Origin of the sequence: Brevundimonas sp. NPDC092305, assembly GCF_044755415.1 — a bacterium.
Lineage (GTDB): Bacteria > Pseudomonadota > Alphaproteobacteria > Caulobacterales > Caulobacteraceae > Brevundimonas.
Map to the genome: position 1 here is coordinate 1,565,720 of NZ_JBIVQY010000001.1, position 16,727 is coordinate 1,582,446.

Annotated in this window: 19 protein-coding genes; 4 read left to right on the forward strand and 15 right to left on the reverse strand. The window is 66.5% G+C overall.

Going from position 1 to position 16,727, the window contains the following annotated elements; translation table 11 throughout:
• Positions 1–2: 2 nt before the first annotated feature.
• The 10 genes from rpsS to ACIQC9_RS07920 all read right to left on the reverse strand — a co-directional run bounded on the left by rpsS (position 3) and on the right by ACIQC9_RS07920 (position 7,206).
• On the reverse strand, positions 3–281 hold the full coding sequence (gene rpsS, locus ACIQC9_RS07875; RefSeq protein ID WP_008262211.1) for a 30S ribosomal protein S19: 279 nt from the start codon (positions 279–281) through the stop codon (positions 3–5).
• 2 nt (positions 282–283) lie between these two features.
• Entirely contained in the window at positions 284–1,117 is an 834-nt protein-coding gene (gene rplB, locus ACIQC9_RS07880) for a 50S ribosomal protein L2 (protein WP_400614177.1), read from the reverse strand.
• 4 nt (positions 1,118–1,121) lie between these two features.
• A complete protein-coding gene (locus ACIQC9_RS07885; protein ID WP_400614179.1) occupies positions 1,122–1,427 on the reverse strand; it encodes a 50S ribosomal protein L23 in 306 nt (101 codons plus the stop codon).
• Positions 1,427–2,095 carry a 50S ribosomal protein L4 gene (gene rplD, locus ACIQC9_RS07890; RefSeq protein ID WP_400614181.1) on the reverse strand — a complete coding sequence of 223 codons (669 nt, stop codon included), beginning with the start codon at positions 2,093–2,095 and terminating at the stop codon, positions 1,427–1,429. Before rplD ends, ACIQC9_RS07885 begins: the two co-directional genes overlap by 1 nt.
• Positions 2,095–2,850 carry a 50S ribosomal protein L3 gene (rplC, locus tag ACIQC9_RS07895; RefSeq protein ID WP_400614183.1) on the reverse strand — a complete coding sequence of 252 codons (756 nt, stop codon included), beginning with the start codon at positions 2,848–2,850 and terminating at the stop codon, positions 2,095–2,097. Before rplC ends, rplD begins: the two co-directional genes overlap by 1 nt.
• A gap of 21 nt (positions 2,851–2,871) precedes the next feature.
• On the reverse strand, positions 2,872–3,177 hold the full coding sequence (gene rpsJ, locus ACIQC9_RS07900) for a 30S ribosomal protein S10 (RefSeq protein WP_003164367.1): 306 nt from the start codon (positions 3,175–3,177) through the stop codon (positions 2,872–2,874).
• Positions 3,178–3,480: 303 nt separating this feature from the next.
• A complete protein-coding gene (locus ACIQC9_RS07905) occupies positions 3,481–4,008 on the reverse strand; it encodes a hypothetical protein (RefSeq protein ID WP_400614189.1) in 528 nt (175 codons plus the stop codon).
• Between the two features lie 125 nt (positions 4,009–4,133).
• Positions 4,134–5,039, reverse strand: a complete 906-nt coding sequence (locus ACIQC9_RS07910; protein WP_400614191.1) for a GIN domain-containing protein — start codon at positions 5,037–5,039, stop codon at positions 4,134–4,136.
• Positions 5,040–5,137: 98 nt separating this feature from the next.
• A complete protein-coding gene (locus tag ACIQC9_RS07915; protein WP_400614193.1) occupies positions 5,138–6,046 on the reverse strand; it encodes a cupin-like domain-containing protein in 909 nt (302 codons plus the stop codon).
• A gap of 8 nt (positions 6,047–6,054) precedes the next feature.
• The gene (locus tag ACIQC9_RS07920; protein ID WP_400614195.1) at positions 6,055–7,206 is read right to left on the reverse strand and encodes a GNAT family N-acetyltransferase; all 1,152 of its coding nucleotides are present in this window, start codon (positions 7,204–7,206) and stop codon (positions 6,055–6,057) included.
• Positions 7,207–7,352: 146 nt separating this feature from the next.
• Between ACIQC9_RS07920 and ACIQC9_RS07925 the strand changes: the two genes are divergently transcribed.
• From ACIQC9_RS07925 to ACIQC9_RS07935, 3 genes are all read left to right on the forward strand, one after another.
• Positions 7,353–7,520 (forward strand): hypothetical protein, encoded by a 168-nt coding sequence (locus tag ACIQC9_RS07925; protein ID WP_400614197.1) that lies wholly within the window; start codon positions 7,353–7,355, stop codon positions 7,518–7,520.
• A gap of 80 nt (positions 7,521–7,600) precedes the next feature.
• On the forward strand, positions 7,601–8,275 hold the full coding sequence (locus tag ACIQC9_RS07930; protein ID WP_400614200.1) for an SGNH/GDSL hydrolase family protein: 675 nt from the start codon (positions 7,601–7,603) through the stop codon (positions 8,273–8,275).
• Between the two features lie 26 nt (positions 8,276–8,301).
• On the forward strand, positions 8,302–9,339 hold the full coding sequence (locus ACIQC9_RS07935; RefSeq protein ID WP_400614202.1) for a L,D-transpeptidase family protein: 1,038 nt from the start codon (positions 8,302–8,304) through the stop codon (positions 9,337–9,339).
• On the opposite strand, the gene ACIQC9_RS07940 is transcribed toward ACIQC9_RS07935, so the two are convergent.
• The 5 genes from ACIQC9_RS07940 to rpsL form a co-directional block, all read right to left on the reverse strand.
• Entirely contained in the window at positions 9,336–10,937 is a 1,602-nt protein-coding gene (locus ACIQC9_RS07940; RefSeq protein ID WP_400614204.1) for a carboxylesterase/lipase family protein, read from the reverse strand. The genes ACIQC9_RS07935 and ACIQC9_RS07940 overlap by 4 nt on opposite strands.
• Before the next feature lie 130 nt (positions 10,938–11,067).
• Complete coding sequence (tuf, locus tag ACIQC9_RS07945) at positions 11,068–12,258, reverse strand: elongation factor Tu (protein WP_400612376.1); 1,191 nt, start codon at positions 12,256–12,258, stop codon at positions 11,068–11,070.
• A gap of 90 nt (positions 12,259–12,348) precedes the next feature.
• Entirely contained in the window at positions 12,349–14,430 is a 2,082-nt protein-coding gene (gene fusA, locus ACIQC9_RS07950; protein WP_400614206.1) for an elongation factor G, read from the reverse strand.
• A 141-nt stretch (positions 14,431–14,571) separates the two neighbouring features.
• Positions 14,572–15,045 carry a 30S ribosomal protein S7 gene (rpsG, locus tag ACIQC9_RS07955; RefSeq protein WP_400614208.1) on the reverse strand — a complete coding sequence of 158 codons (474 nt, stop codon included), beginning with the start codon at positions 15,043–15,045 and terminating at the stop codon, positions 14,572–14,574.
• Positions 15,046–15,111: 66 nt separating this feature from the next.
• Positions 15,112–15,483 carry a 30S ribosomal protein S12 gene (gene rpsL, locus ACIQC9_RS07960; RefSeq protein ID WP_056453566.1) on the reverse strand — a complete coding sequence of 124 codons (372 nt, stop codon included), beginning with the start codon at positions 15,481–15,483 and terminating at the stop codon, positions 15,112–15,114.
• Positions 15,484–15,831: 348 nt separating this feature from the next.
• On the opposite strand from rpsL, the gene ACIQC9_RS07965 reads away from it, so the two are divergent.
• Complete coding sequence (locus ACIQC9_RS07965) at positions 15,832–16,671, forward strand: hypothetical protein (protein WP_400614212.1); 840 nt, start codon at positions 15,832–15,834, stop codon at positions 16,669–16,671.
• Positions 16,672–16,727: the final 56 nt, after the last annotated feature.

A 16,727-nucleotide genomic window follows, 5' to 3' on the forward strand; every position in this document is an offset into this window, starting at 1 on the left:
GGTTACTTCCTCTTGGCCTTCTTGTCCGCCGCGTGGCCCGGGAAGTTCCGGGTCGGGGCGAACTCGCCGAGCTTCATGCCGACCATTTCTTCGGAGACCGACACCGGCACATGCTTCTGGCCGTTGTGGACGCCGAACGTCAGGCCGACGAACTGCGGCAGGATGGTGGAGCGGCGCGACCAGGTCTTGATCACGTCCTTGCGGCCCGACGTCTGAACGGCGTCGGCCTTCTTGAGCAGATACCCGTCGACAAACGGGCCTTTCCAGGAGGAGCGGGCCATTCTTAGCGAGCCTTCTTAACGTGGCGAGTGCGGATGATGTACTTGTCCGTCGCCTTGTTCTTGCGGGTGCGGGTGCCCTTGGTGTCCTTGCCCCACGGCGTAACCGGGGTACGACCACCAGAGGTCCGGCCTTCACCACCACCGTGCGGGTGGTCGATCGGGTTCATGGCGACGCCGCGAACGTGCGGACGCCAGCCCATGTGACGGACGCGGCCGGCCTTGCCGAGGTTCTGGTTCATGTGGTCGGGGTTCGAAACCGCGCCCACCGTGGCCATGCAGCCGTCCAGAACCATGCGAAGCTCGCCCGAGCCGAGACGGATCTGGGCGTAACCCTGATCGCGACCGACCAGCTGGGCGTAGGCGCCGGCCGAACGGGCCAGCTGGGCGCCCTTGCCCGGCTTCATCTCGATATTGTGGATGATCGTACCGACCGGCATCGCGCGCAGCGGCATGGCGTTGCCCGGCTTCACGTCGACCTTTTCACCAGCCACGACCGTGTCGCCCGCCTTCAGGCGTTGCGGCGCGATGATGTAGGCCTTTTCGCCGTCCTCATAGGTGATGAGGGCGATGAACGCCGTGCGGTTCGGATCGTATTCCAGGCGTTCGACGGTCGCCGAGGCGAACTTGCGACGCTTGAAGTCGATCTTGCGGTACAGGGTCTTGGCGCCGCCGCCGCGGAAGCGGACAGCGATGCGACCGCCCTGACCACGTCCGCCCGACTTGGTCAGGCCTTCGGTCAGCGACTTCTCGGGACGGCCCTTGTGGAGCTCCGAGCGGTCGATCAGCACCAGGGCGCGACGGCCCGGCGATGTCGGATTGTAAGTCTTCAAGGCCATCTGATCAGAGCCCCGTGGTGACGTCGATCGACTGGCCTTCAGCCAGCGTCACGATCGCTTTTTTGATGTCGACCCGACGGCCCATGATGCCGCGGAAACGCTTGGTCTTGCCCTTCTGGACGAGAGTGTTGACCTTGAGCACGTTCACCTTGAACAGGCTTTCGACCGCAGCAGCGATCTCGTCCTTGGTGGCGTTATCGGCCACGCGGAAGACGACCTTGTTCTGTTCCGACAGGATCGTGGCCTTCTCGGTGATCACCGGAGCCAGGATGGTGTCGTAGTGACGCACAGTGGGTTGGGCGCCGGCCATTACGCGGCCTCCTTCGCAGCTTGTTCGCGACGCGAGGGCCTGGCCTCGGCGTAGCGAGCCTCGATGGCTTCCACGGCGGCCTTGGTCAGGACCAGCTTCTGCGCGCGCAGGATGTCATAGACGTTCAGACCGGCGTTCGGCAGCACATCCACCATCGGGATGTTGCGGGCGGCCAGACCGAAGTTGGCGTCCACTTCCGGACCGGCGATGATCAGCGTCTTCGTCCAGCCCAGCTTGCCGAAGGTGTCCCGCAGACCGGCGGTCTTGGCGTCCTTCAGGGTCAGGCTGTCGACGACGACCAGATCACCCGACTTCGCCTTGGAGGACAGCGCATGGCGCAGGGCCAGGGCGCGGACCTTCTTCGGCAGCGAGAAGCCGTGGTCACGGACGACCGGACCGAAGGCGCGCGAACCGCCGACGAACTGCGGCGCACGGCGCGAACCGTGACGGGCGCCGCCCGTGCCCTTCTGCTTGTACATCTTCTTGCCCGTACGAGAGTTCTCGTTGCGGGTTTGAACCTTGTGCGTACCGGCGCGGCGCTTGGCCAGTTGCCAGTTGACATAGCGGGCCAGCAGGTCGCCGCGAATGTCGGTGATGCCGAAAACGGCGTCCGACAGTTCAACGTCGCCCGAGGCCTTGCCGTCGAGTTTGATGACCGAGAGTTTCATTACGCTTCACCGCCTTCGGTCGCTTCAACCGCCGGAGCTTGTTCAGCCGGGGTTTCAGCGGGTTGAGCAGCAGCAGCCTTGTTCGACTTGACGGCGCCCGGGAACGGGGCGTCGGCCGGACGGGCCTTCTTGACCGCATCGCGGACCTTCAGGAACGTGCCGTCGTGACCGGGGACAGCGCCCTTGATCAGGATCAGGCCGCGCTCGGCGTCCACGCGGAACACAGTCAGGTTCTGCTGGGTGACGGTTTCCTGACCGAGGTGGCCAGCCATCTTCTTGCCCGGGAAGGTACGACCCGGATCCTGACGGTTGCCGGTCGAACCATGCGAACGGTGCGAGACCGAGACGCCGTGGGTCGCCCGCAGGCCGCCGAAGTTCCAGCGCTTCATTGCGCCTGCAAAGCCCTTACCGATGGTCAGGCCCTGGATGTCCACCTTCTGGCCGGCGACGAAGTGGTCGGCGGTCAGTTCGGCGCCGATATCCAGCATGCCGTCCGCATCGATGCGGAATTCAGTGACATAGGCCTTCGGCTCAACTTCAGCCTTCGCGAAGACTTCGCGTTGGGCCTTGTTGGTGTTCTTGGCCTTCTTGGTGCCAGCGCCCAGCTGGAGAGCGACGTAGCCGTCACGCTCCTGGGTACGTTGGCCGACGACCTGGCAGCCGTCGAGCTGCAGCACAGTGACCGGTACGTGCGCGCCGTCTTCGGCGAACACGCGGGTCATGCCCAGCTTCTTGGCGATCACGCCCGTGCGCATCGGATCCCGCCTCTTTCTCGATTAAATCTTGATCTCGACGTCCACGCCGGCGGACAGGTCGAGCTTCATGAGCGCGTCCACGGTCTGCGGGGTGGGGTCGACGATGTCGAGCACGCGCTTGTGCGTGCGGATTTCAAACTGCTCGCGCGACTTCTTGTCGACGTGCGGCGAGCGGTTCACGGTGAACTTTTCGATCAGGGTCGGCAGCGGAATCGGACCGCGAACGGTCGCGCCGGTGCGCTTGGCGGTATTCACGATCTCGCGCGTCGAAAAGTCGAGGACGCGGTGATCAAAGGCCTTGAGCCTGATGCGGATGCTTTGATCCATATCGGTCGTATTCCCAAGCAGGTCTGAACCTGCGTCCCTGTGAACCATTTCAAAGACCGGAGGTCTTCAGGCGAAAACGCCTTCAGAGTACGCACGTCCGCAAAAACGATCGGCCCACGCAGTCGCCCGCGAAGGCCGTTGAAGTCCTGGGTCACTGCAAAGAACAGGGTCTCAGGTCGTTCCTGCGAACCGCGTCTGCACCCGGGGGTGCACAGCCGGTCCAACAAGAGGGGCGGCTTATGCCTATCGAGTCGGGTTTCGTCAAGCGGCGAAACTGTGACCCGGCGGGCTTTTCGTCGGTCGTCAGTCTTCCGGCGGCCGGATCGGTTTCCACGCCTCGTCGCCCATGGGCCGTGCGCTCGTCGTGGAGCGCTGGACCAGCGCCAGCGCTGGTTGATCCCAGCTGAACCTGTAGCGGCAATCCGGGTTGTCGTTCGCACAATAGAGATGGTGCACCCACACGCGCACCTCGCCGCCCTCGACGGTCAGCTCCAGCGCCTGATTGTCGAGGGCGCGGACATAGCGGTCGCCGTCGCTGACGTAGAGACGCTGCAGGCAGCCGCCCGTACCGCAGAAACCGTTCAGGCCGCTGTTCTGGTAGTCGATCAGCCAGTCCGGCTTGCCGTCTGGCGACACGTCGACCGCCCGGAGCATCCCCGCAGGCGCTTCCATCGCCAGCGGCGGACGGTTCGTCGTGTCATCCTCATCGAAGGCGTATTCATTGATGTCGCGCAGGGCGACCCAGACGATTCCCTCTGGCGGAGTCTGGGCGGTCGCCGGCGCACAGGCCGCCAAAGCCAGCATCGCCGCCATCATCATCCGTGTGCGCATCGGCCCCTCCGACACCCAGTCTTGTCGCGACAGGCGGCAAGAACCACCCCTCCGATCCTGACAGCAAAAAGGGCCCGGGGGGTTCCACGCTCCCGGGCCCTCTCTCCCCTCTCCTGTCGAACGGCTCAGCGGCCGATATTGATGTCCCCGCCGCCCATGATCGAGCGGCTGACGTTGCCGGTGGCGCGAGCGATGGTCACGTCTCCCGAACCAACGATGGAGACATCCACGTCCCTGGCGGTTCCGTCGAACCGGATATCGCCCGAGCCGGCGACGTTGATGCTGACATTCGGGCTGGTGCCGCGGCGCACAACCACATCGCCTGTGCCGCCGATGTTCACGTCCAGAGGACCGTCGATGCTGGCGACGGACACGTCGCCCGAGCCGCCGATGTTCACTTCCAGATCGCGCGTGGCGCCGGCAGTCACTGATCCGGAGCCGCCGATGTTCACATCAAGAGCGCTCGACGTCCCCGCGCGGATGTCGCCCGACCCGCCGATGCTCAGCGACATCGGGCCATCCGTATTGGCTACGTGCCAGGCGCCACAGCCTCCGCTCCCCAACTCCAGCGTCCGCGCGCCGCGTCCAACCGAGCCGTAGACGGCGCCTCCGGCGTCGACGTTCACATCGCGGGGCGTGCGGACCACGATCAGCGGCGCGTCGGAAACGTTGATCCGGCCGAGATCGCGAACCTCGACCCATGCGCCGTCGCCGGGACGGGCGGCGTTCTCGGGTCCCGAGTGACAGCTGCGGATGCGGTCGCCCATGTTGATGCCACCCGCCCGACGTCCAAGGCCGCCGTCAATGCGAATGTCGCCATCACGTTGGCGCTCAACCCGCAGGGCCGGAAGGCGCGACGCGCCCTGTTCGATCTCCACGGCCACATCGCTGCGGTCCTCGACGATCACCACCACGCGAGCCACGGCGTGGTCGATCTCGACCTCCGGACCATCCTTGGCGAAAGCGGGAGCGGACGCAGCGAAGGCGGCGAATGCGACGGCGGCGGCTGTGGTCAGCAGAACGGGTTTCATGACGGTGTTCCCTCTCCGGAATGTGTCCGGAAGGTGCGACCGCGCGATCGGCAAGTCAGCTTAAAAGGAGGTCATGACCTCGATTTAAGAATAGGCCATCAGGACGTGCGCAGCTCGCCCGCGCCGTCGGCCGCCCCGACCTGCGGTTCGAAGTCCCGCTCGAAGTGGGCGATCCGGCTTTTCAGCACGCCCATCTTCTTGAAGGCCAGCGAGGCGGCCCAGCGGGCGGCCAGCTCCGGCGTGGTCATGCCTTCGGTCTGGCGCGGACGCCCGCCCCGGCTGCGCGCCACGGCGTTGGCGTAGAGCGCGCCGTTACGGAACCGCGATGGCCAGGTCTGGAAGTCCATCGACAGCGAGACGCAGAACCGGTCAAGGTTCTCCACCCGGTGCGGCGCGTAGACCGGCCAGGTCAGCGCCTGCCCCGGCTCCAGATCCATCACCTGCGCATCGCCCTCGAAGGCGAGCGTATAGGGCAGCTCTTCCGTCGTCTGACGGGTGACCACCTGTTCCATATTGGTTTCGGGCAGGTGCGCCTCGTCGCCCGGATAGACGAAGATCCGCTTGCGCCCCCGCATGTGGAACAGGATCACGCCCGCCGGATCGAAATGATACGGCACCCGCGCCTTGGGCGACGACAGGATCAACTGCCCCGCGTTCCGCACGGCCCGCATGCCGGGATAGGTCGCCTGCACCTTGCGGAACTCGTCCATGGCCGCGGCCCACAGCTCCGGCCAGCCGGTCTCGACCTCCCGCAGGTTGACCCACAGCCGTCCCTGCTGGATCGCCTCAAGCAGCTCGGCGCCGTTCAACCGCCCCCGCGCGCCGGTGCGCAGGGACACCTGCCCCTCGTCGTCGTAGTCGTACAGGTTGATGTCGAACAGCTCGGCCGGATAGTGGTCCAGCATCGCCGCCAGCGCTTCGTCGGAGGCGAAGCCCTGCTCGACAAGACTGTGCGGGTGAATCTTGGCCTCGGTGATCGGGCCGGGATAGCGGGTGCGTGTCGTCATCTGGTGTCTCAGGCCGAAACGGAACGGGCGGCGCCTGACCGCGCCTTTGCAAAAGCCGCGCCCGCCGCCTGAACGGCGCCGCGGAACCGGTCGCCTGGCGTGGTCTCGCAGGCCTCGATGGCCGCCCAGCGACGGCGCACGCTGGCCCGCAGCCGGTCGCCGCGTCCACCGCCAGCGACGTTCAGCGCCTGCACGGCCGCCTGACTCATCGCCGCGCCCAGTCCCGGCTTGACCACCATTGCCTCGCGCACCCAGCGCTCGGCGTTGCAGAAGTATTTCTTGTAGTGCTCGCCCTCGAACCCGAAGTCGAAGGTGCGATATCCCTGCGCCGAGGCCAGCCGCATCGTGTCCATGCTCAGCAGGATGCCCGGCGAACACCGCGCCAGACTGGGCTCATAGCCCGGGAACCAGAAGTGGCACTGGTCGCCGGCCAGCAGCGAATACTCGACCGCGACCAGCTTCTCCCCGGCCCACAGCGCGGCCATTGACGCGCCGAAGTCCTCGAGCTCGGTCGCCATCAGGGCATGCAGCAACCGCACGGTCCAGCCGCAGGCGAAGATGTCGTGGCGGTTGGTGCGCCGGTACTGATCCCGCTTCAGCGCGATCAGCCAGTCCAGCATCGCCGGATCGCGCAGCCCACGCTCGACTCTCAGCTCGCCCAGCTCGGCCTGCATACTTCGCCGGGCCCGCTCCTTGTCCTTGAAGAACTTGCCCTGCGCGGCGCGGCGTTCGGCGTACCAGCCGTCATAGCCGTCCTCGCCCAGCTGGACCTGCACCGTCCGGCGCGGCTCGCCCAGCCCGGTCTCGCCCACCCACGCCGTCACGTTCAGACGCGATGCGCCCAGCAGGCTAGCGGCCTCCTCGAGGCTCGGAGCCTCGCCGGGACGGGCGATGATGCCGTGGTAGTCGTTCATCGGCGCGGCCAGCGGCTGCATCGCGCCGCCCCGCTTCTGGTGCGGGAAGAAGCCGACGACGCGTCCGTCACGCCGGAATACGGCCACCGTCGCCTCAGGGCTGATGCGCGCAGCGACCTGCGTGAACTCCGGTCGGAAATAGGGGCTGTTCAGAGCCGGGTCGGCCGCCAGCATGGCGTGCCATTCCGCCCAGTCGGCCTCGCCAAGGGCGTCCACCCCGACGATATCGACCTTCAGTTCGCTCATGACTCTTTCCCGGATGCGGCCACGTCTGACCGTCCCTCGGCCTCAGTCTGACCCGCCCGCCGTTTCAACGCGGTGACCAGTCATGGTGAACGGAGCCTCAACCGGTCTTCGGGCGTTGCCATTCCAGACCATTCAGGACACACCCGATGACCGATCCCCGACCCGACAACCGCGAAACCGAGAACGAAAACCAACGCACGCCCGCTCGCGACGGCCAGTCGCCCCGGCCCGCCACCGAGCCGAACGGAGCGGAGGGCTCGTCCAACTCCGGCGACACCGCCACCGACCCCGCCACCGGAAAGCCGAACCCCTGAAGATCGTCAGCCTCGCCTTCGCCATCGCCGCCCTCGCGGCGCCCGCCGTCGCCCAGGAAGTCCCCTACGGCTGCCCCGTAGTGGCGAACCACTTCGTCGCCAACGGCGACCTCAGCCGCAGCCGCGCCGCGGTAGCGTCCGGTCGGCTGACGATCCTCGCCATGGGCTCGTCCTCAATTCAGGGCCACGGCGCCAGCCGCCCTGAGCTCAGCTTCGTGCCCCTGTTCGAGATGGGGCTGGAGCGCCGCCTGCCCGGCGTCGACGTCACGGTGATCAACAAGGGCATCGGCGGCGAGACCGCCTTTGACACCGTCGGCCGGCTGGAGCCCGAAATCATGATGGGCCAGCCTGATCTGGTCATCTGGCAGCTAGGCACCAACGACGTGCTGCGCGACCGCCCGCTGAGCGATGTGCTGACCGACTTTCACCGAGGCGCGGACATTCTGAACCGTGCGGGAGTCGATGTCCTTCTGATCGACCCGCAGCGACTGCCCGAGACGACCGCGGACCGGAACTTCATCGCCCGCAATCCGGCGCTGGACATGATCTCGCGCCACATCGACGCCGAGGGCGCTGCCTCTCACTTCGCCGTCCTGCACCGCTTCCGCGCCATGGCGGACTGGAGCGGACTGGATCGTGGCGGCGTCGGCCCGGACGATCTGCACCTGAACGACGGCGGATACGCCTGCTGGGCAGCGATCGCGGCCGAAGGTCTGGCGTCGGCATTGGGAACGTCCGTCCGCACGAGGGATTGAAATCCGGCAATCACACCGGACACCCCATGCGCACCCGCCTGCTGCTTACCGCCGCCTCCAGCCTTCTCGTCCTCGCCGCCTGCGGCGCCCCCGAACAGGAGGCCCCGGCGCCCGCGGGTCAGACGCAGGGCGGACAGGCCGCGCTGGTCTCGGCTCAGGCCATCGAGCAGGCCCTGCCCTCGACCACGGCTGCGCCCGTCTCCCCGGACGGAGCAACGGCTAATCCGACGGCCGACCCGGGCCTGATCAGACTCCAGATCCTGCTCGACCGCTCGGTCTTCTCGCCCGGCATCATCGACGGCTTCTGGGGCGACAACACCCGTCAGGCCATCGCCGCCTATCGCAAGGCCAACAATCTCGGCGAGGGCGACGCCGCCGACGAAGCCCTGCTTCGCCACCTCGCGGCAGCCGACAGCCGTCAGGTCATGACCACCTACACACTGACTGCAGCTGACGTGGCCGGCCCCTTCTCGCCCGCGTCCACCGACCTGGAGACGCTGGCCCGCTCCGGCGCCGGCTACACCAGCGCCATGGAGCGCATCGCCGAGCAGTTCCATATCAGCGAACGCCTGCTCGGCGCGCTCAATCCCGGCGCCGACTTCACCCGCGCCGGCCAGACGATCACGGTCCCGTCGCTGGGCAGTCCCGCTCTCGGCGAGGTCGCCCGCATCGTGATCGACAAGACCGAGCGCTCGGCCCGAGCCTTCGACGCCTCCGGCCGTCTGCTGGCCTTCTACCCGGCCACCATCGGCTCGACAGAACGTCCTGCCCCCTCGGGGACCCTCCGCGTTCTCGGGGTCGCCCCTGAGCCCGACTACACCTACGATCCGGACAAGCTCAGCTACGACCGGGGTAACAAAAAGATCGTCGTCCCCGCGGGCCCCAACAATCCGGTCGGCTCGGTCTGGATCGATCTTTCCCGCGACAGCTACGGTATCCACGGCACGCCTGATCCGTCGAAGATCGCCAAGACGGCCTCGAATGGCTGCGTCCGTCTGACCAACTGGGACGCCGAGCAGCTGGCGGCCGCGGTCAAGCCGGGGGTGATCGTCGAGTTCGTCTAGCCGCCAACCGGCCCGAACACGGTCGTCGCCCAGAAGCCGCACTCGTGGCGGTCTGAAAAGCCGTCATCGACGCGGTCGCCCTCTGGCGAAAACACCCGGACAGCGCCGCCGTCCGCCGCCATGCGCGGCCAGTTCACCTCGAACCCCTCGCTGCCGAACCCGGCCCACAGATCGCCCATCCGCTCCGACAGAGCCTTCTGTTCCGGCGTGAACCGCGCCGGATCCGCGAACGCCCAGCGCGTCCCGAACACATAGGTCAGTTCCGAGGCGTGATAGGCGCCCATGTCATAGGGCGTCAGCCAGCGCGGAATGACGATCGGCGCATCCGGGTCGGCGAACTGATAGCCCCACACCGGTACATGCCGGGCCAGCATTCGCCTCAGCGCATCTGCAGGACAGGCGAACTTCTGGTCCGTGAACTGTCGGGCCATGGTCAGACCCCACGCCTCGTCCTCCACAGGATAGCGCTCCAGCACGCGCGACCCGATCTCCTCGCCGTACATCCAGACCGTCTCCTTGTCGTAGCGCTCGCCGTCCCGCACCTCGACCGCAAACAGCCGGCCCTCGTCGGCATTGCTGCCGATCATCACCGGCGTCTTCACGAACGCGCCCCGGGCAAAAGCTTCGGGCGGCGCCATCGGTACGACCGCATCGCCATAGACCGGGCCCCACGACCCCGGCCCGTTCAGCCCCTGCCGCCTCGACGCCGCCTTAGCCAGCCGCGAGGCCGGCGTCCGCCTCAGACAAGCCCGCACATCCTCATCCGTACACCCGACCGAGGCTGCGAAAGTGTTCCCGCTCTCCGCCGCCTCCCCGGCCGACCACAGCGAGGTCGGCTCCACACAGGTCCCGCTCTGCAGGATCACCCGCGACCACAGCCCCTCCGACCCCGGCGAGGTCATCAGCGAACAGAGGCTCCACGCCCCCGCGCTCTCTGCGAAGACGGTCACGTCCGCCGGATCGCCCCCGAACGCCGCGATATTGTCCTGCACCCAACGCAGCGCCGCCTGCTGGTCCATCAGCCCCCAATTGCCGCCGATCCCCTCGCCGTCCGCGGCGAAATCCTCATGCGCCAGCCAACCCAACGCTCCCAATCGATAGTTGACCGTCACCAGCACCCGCCCGCGCCCGACCAGCCTCGACGGGTCATAGTTCGCCCCCGACCCGATTGTGAACGCCCCGCCCGGCAGGAACACCATCACCGGCAACGGCCCTTCCGCCCCGGCCGGCGCATAGACGTTCACATACAGGCAGTCCTCCTTGCCGAAGACCAGTCCGCCCCCGCCCCCGAGGATCGCCTTGCGCCCGATCGCCTGGGTGCAGTCCGCCCCGATCCGCGTGGCGTCCCGCGGTTCCGTCCACGGCTCCGGCGGCCTCGGCGCCCGCCATCTCAGCTCGCCTACAGGCGGCGCGGCGTAGGGCACGCCGAGAAACGCGCGAACGCCTGCCCCCTCCATGCCCCGAACCGGGCCAGAGGCGGTTTCAGCCACCACGGCCGCACGATCCGCTACGCTTCGCACATGGCCGACCTTGCCCGGATGCGTCGCGCAGCCCGCGAGCGCGATGAGGGACAGGATCAGCAGAAGCGCCCGATGCATCAGAAACCTTGGCCGTACAGGGAGAGGATGGGAACGCCCGAATCTTCTCCGGTTTCCATTGCGCGCACAGCAAAACGGCCCCCGGATCGCTCCGGGGGCCGCTCTGTAGTCGATCAGTCGGATCGTCCGATTACTCGGTGATCTTGGCCACGACGCCGGCGCCGACGGTGCGGCCGCCTTCGCGGATGGCGAAGCGCAGGCCCTGGTCCATGGCGATCGGGGTGATCAGCTCGACGTTCAGCTCGGCGTTGTCGCCGGGCATGATCATCTCGACACCTTCCTTCAGGTGCACGATGCCGGTCACGTCCGTCGTACGGAAGTAGAACTGCGGACGGTAGTTGGTGAAGAACGGCGTGTGACGGCCGCCTTCTTCCTTGGTCAGGATGTAGGCCTCGGCCACGAACTTGGTGTGCGGGGTGATGGAGCCCGGCTTGCAGAGAACCTGACCGCGCTCGACGTCTTCACGCTTGGTGCCGCGCAGCAGCACGCCCACGTTGTCGCCGGCCTGACCCTGGTCCAGCAGCTTGCGGAACATTTCAACGCCCGTGCAGGTCGTCTTCTGGACCGGACGGATGCCGACGATCTCGACTTCCTCACCGACCTTGACGATGCCCTTCTCGACGCGGCCCGTGACCACGGTGCCGCGGCCCGAGATCGAGAACACGTCTTCGACCGGCATCAGGAACGGCAGGTCCACCGGACGCTCCGGCTGCGGGATGTAGTCGTCGACCGTCTGCATCAGCTCCAGCACGCGCTGTTCGCCGATCTCCGGGTTCACGCCGTCGGTCGCGGCCTTGGCCGAGCCCTTGGTGATCGGAATGTCGTCGCCCGGGAACTGGTAGGACGAAAGCAGCTCGCGCACTTCCATCTCGACGAGCTCGAGCAGCTCCTCGTCGTCGACCAGATCGACCTTGTTCATGAACACCACCAGAGCCGGCACGCCGACCTGACGGGCCAGAAGGATGTGCTCGCGCGTCTGCGGCATCGGACCGTCAGCGGCCGAAACCACCAGGATCGCGCCGTCCATCTGCGCGGCGCCCGTGATCATGTTCTTCACATAGTCGGCGTGGCCCGGGCAATCGACGTGGGCGTAGTGACGGTTGGCCGTCTCATATTCCACGTGCGCCGTGTTGATCGTGATGCCCCGCGCCTTCTCTTCCGGCGCAGCGTCGATGTCGGCGTAGTTCATCGCCTTGGCGCCGCCGGCCTTCGCCAGCGTCATCGTGATCGCCGCCGTCAGCGTCGTCTTGCCGTGGTCAACGTGACCAATCGTGCCGATGTTGCAGTGCGGCTTGGTGCGTTCGAACTTTTCCTTGGCCATTCTCTTCTCTCCGTCCCCTGAACAGGGGGCTTTAGTCCTGGGTTTTTCAGGGGTCCGGCGGCCCCGAGGAGCCGCCGGGATTGGTTGGGTTTAGGCGCTGTACTTCTTGATGACTTCGTCGGCGACGTGTTGCGGCACCGCTTCGTAGTGGTCGTACTGCATGGTGAAGGCGGCGCGGCCCTGCGACATGCCACGCAGCGTGTTCACATAGCCGAACATGTTGGCCAGCGGCACGAAGGCGTTCACGACGGTGGCGTTGCCGCGCATGTCCTGACCCTGGATCATGCCGCGACGGCCGTTCAGGTCGCCGATGACCGAACCCAGATACTCTTCCGGGGTCACGACCTCGACGGCCATGATCGGTTCCAGCAGCTTGGGTCCGCCCTTCTCGCGCAGTTCCTTGAAGGCGGCGCGGGCCGCGATTTCGAACGCCAGCACGCTGGAGTCGACGTCGTGGAACTTGCCGTCCGTCAGGGTCGCCTTGAAGTCGATCAGCGGGAAGCCGGCCAGCAGGCCGTTTTCCTTGGCGGACTCGAGGCCCTTCTCGACGCCCGGGATGTATTCCTTGGGCACGGCGCCGCCGACGATGCCGCTTTCGAACACGAAGCCCGAACCCGGCTCACCCGGCTCGAAGGTGATCATGACGCGGGCGAACTGGCCCGTACCGCCGGTCTGCTTCTTGTGGGTGTAGTCGATCTCGGCCTTGCGGCTGATGGACTCGCGATAGGCGACCTGCGGCGCGCCGATGTTGGCCTCGACCTTGTAGGTACGCTTCAGGATGTCGATCTTGATGTCCAGGTGCAGCTCGCCCATGCCCTTCAGGATCGTCTGGCCCGACTCGAAGTCGGTCGAGACGGTGAAGGACGGATCTTCCGAAGCCAGCTTCTGCAGGGCGACGCCCAGCTTCTCCTGGTCGGCCTTCGACTTGGGCTCGACGGCGATCTCGATGACCGGCGCCGGGAACTCCATGCGCTCAAGGATGACCGGCGACTTGATCGGGTCGCACAGGGTGTCGCCCGTGCGGGTGTCCTTCAGGCCGGCCAGGGCGACGATGTCGCCGGCGTAGGCTTCCTTGATGTCTTCGCGGTTGTTCGAGTGCATCAGCAGCATGCGGCCGACGCGCTCTTTCTTGTCGCGGGTCGAGTTCAGCAGGCCCATGCCCGTTTCCATCTTGCCCGAGTACAGGCGGCAGAAGGTCAGCGAGCCGACGAAGGGGTCGTCCATGATCTTGAACGCGAGAACCGACAGGGGCTCTTCGTCCGACGCCTTGCGGGTGACGGGCTCTTCGGTCTTGTAGTCGATGCCAGGGGTCGGCGGGATGTCGACCGGCGACGGCAGGTAGTCGACGACGGCGTCCAGCAGCGTCTGCACGCCCTTGTTCTTGAAGGCCGAGCCGCAGAGGATCGGATAGAAGGCGCCGGTCAGAACAGCCTTGCGGATGCACTTCTTGATGACCTCTTCCGAAGGCTCGTTGCCTTCGAGGTAGGCTTCCATCGCCTCGTCATCCAGCTCGACGGCGTTGTCGATCAGGTACTGGCGGGCTTCATTGGCCTTGTCGACCAGATCGGCGGGGATTTCCTCGTCGCGGAAGTTCGCGCCCAGGGCGTCGTTGTCCCAGACCACGGCTTTCATGCGGACCAGATCGACCAGACCCGCCAGCGAGCTTTCGGCGCCGATCGGGAACTGGATCGGCACGGCCTTGGCGCCCAGACGGTCGCGGATCGACTCGACCGACTTGTCGAAGTCGGCGCCGATCTTGTCCATCTTGTTGACGAAGACGATCCGGGGAACGTTGTACTTGTCGGCCTGACGCCAGACGGTTTCGGTCTGCGGCTCGACGCCGGCGTTGCCGTCCAGCACCGTCACGGCGCCGTCGAGGACGCGCAGCGAACGCTCGACTTCAATGGTGAAGTCCACGTGTCCGGGGGTGTCGATGATGTTCAGGCGCTTGTCGTTCCAGAACGCGGTCGTCGCGGCCGACGTGATGGTGATGCCGCGTTCCTGTTCCTGGTCCATCCAGTCCATGGTGGCGGCGCCGTCGTGGACTTCGCCGATCTTGTGAGACTTGCCGGTGTAATACAGGATCCGTTCGGTCGTCGTCGTCTTGCCGGCGTCGATGTGCGCCATGATGCCGAAGTTGCGGTAGTCTTCGATTTTATGTGTGCGGGGCATGGGAGCGTGCCTTGGGTATGCGTGGCGGACGCTGCGGGCGCCCTCGGATATGTTCGGATAAGCGAGCGCGGGCGATTTAGCTCAAACCGCCCGCGCCGGATAGTCACGTAAATAGGAACCGAAACGGTCCCTTTGAAGGCGTTACCAGCGGTAGTGGCTGAAGGCGCGGTTGGCTTCGGCCATCTTGTGGGTGTCTTCGCGCTTCTTGACCGCGGTGCCGCGGTTGTTCGAGGCGTCCAGCAGCTCGGCGGCCAGCTTTTCGGTCATGGTGTTCTCACCACGCTTGCGCGCGGCGTTGACCAGCCAGCGGATGGCCAGGGCGCGGCGACGGTCCGGACGGACCTCGACCGGCACCTGATAGGTGGCGCCGCCGACGCGACGCGAACGGACTTCGACGGCCGGAGCGACGTTTTCCAGCGCGGTGTGGAAGGTCGCGACGGGCTCCTGGTCCTTCTTCTTGTCGGCCAGGATGTCGAAGGCGCCGTAGACGATGTTCTCGGCGACGGCCTTCTTGCCCTCGTACATGACGTAATTCATGAACTTGGTGACGATCAGGTCGCCGAACTTGGGATCCGGCAGGACTTCGCGCTTCTGGGCGCGGTGACGACGGGACATGGGCTTGGCCTTCTAAAGACGTATCGTACGGCCGGCTGACGCCGGTGAATGGAATGAGCGGGTCGCTTACTTCGGACGCTTGGCGCCGTAGTGCGAACGGCGCTGCTTGCGGTCCTTGACGCCTTGCGTGTCGAGCACGCCGCGCAGGATGTGGTAGCGAACGCCGGGAAGGTCCTTCACGCGGCCGCCGCGGATCAGCACAACGGAGTGCTCCTGCAGGTTGTGGCCTTCGCCCGGGATGTAGCACACGGCTTCGATGCCGGTGGTCAGACGGACCTTGGCGACCTTACGCAGAGCCGAGTTCGGCTTCTTCGGGGTCGTCGTATAAACGCGGGTGCAGACGCCGCGACGCTGCGGGCAACCCTTCAGGGCCGGGACCTTGTTACGGACCGGCTTGGGGGCGCGCGGCTTGCGGATCAGCTGGTTGATAGTCGGCATCGAGTACTCGTTCTCTTCTAAGTCGATGGGGGCGTGTGCCTTTCGGCCGGAGCGCCCCGGTGAGCCTTCTTTTCGGACGGCGTGGACGCCGCCCCGGGTGGAGTTCCGAGTTGCGGACGTGACAAACGCAAAAGCCGGAACGCGCGCTTCGGGCGTTCCGGCGGGCACAGCCCGTCGCATTCGGTTGTCACGTTCGCCAGATCCGGCGAACCGGTTCTCTCGAAAGTGGGCGGCTTCTACGCCCACGAAGGCCTGAGGTCAAGGCGCGCGCCCCGACGAACGCGACTCTCCGCATGGTCGCAATACGGCCACGCTCGTCCCGCCTCCTCCCGATCCGATGGAGGGTGGATGACGGACCTGCGCCTGAACTGGCCGATGCACGAGGGACGCTGGCGCAAGCCGGCCATCGTCGCGGCGTCTTTGGGATTCCACGCCCTGGTGCTGGGCTACATGGCCTTTCAGGTCATCGAGGAGCGCAGGCGGTACGGCGGGGGCGATCTACTACCGCCGCCCCCTCCCCCCATCTACATACAGATCGAGCCCCGGCCGCTGATGCGTGGCGAGACCGCCCGCACCCGCCAGACCGAGACGCCGGACACGCCTGTCAATACAGTGACCGACGCGGGTTCCCGGCCCGGTGAGACGGCCACCAACACGGGCTCGGCCGATGTCGTGGCACGCCCGACTCCGCCCGCTCCGCGCTTTGCCCAAGGCGGGGCCCCGGCCACAACCCCGCCAGCCAATGTCGGCGTCGGCCAATGGTCCGTTCGGCCGGAGACGACAGGCGACCGCGTCGCGCGCGGCATGCGCACCAGCCCTGTCGGCTGCGCCAATCCGCAATACCTGAGCATCGCCGAACGCGAGATCTGCGACGATCGGTTCGGAGAGCGCGCCGCCAACGCTCGTCCCATAGAGGGCTCCGGAAATGCGGAGCGCGACGCCCGCTTTGCACGCGAAGGCGCACGGGCGCTTCGGGAATACGAGGCTCGCCGCCGACCGCTCAGCGGCGGAGTGGGTGTCGTGGGCCCTCAGGATGGCCCGGGCTCGAACTTCGGCATGGGCGTCGCAGGCGCGCATCTGGATCCGTCGTTGCGTCCGGACTCAACCAGCAACATCCGCACCCGCCGCGATGGTCCAAGAGCCGCCGGCGTGCCGCTGACGCCGGGGGCCTCGTCGCGGAGGGACTAGCGCTCACACAGCGCGCCGCCGCGCGGTAAGCGTCAGCGCCAAAAGAAAAGAGCGGG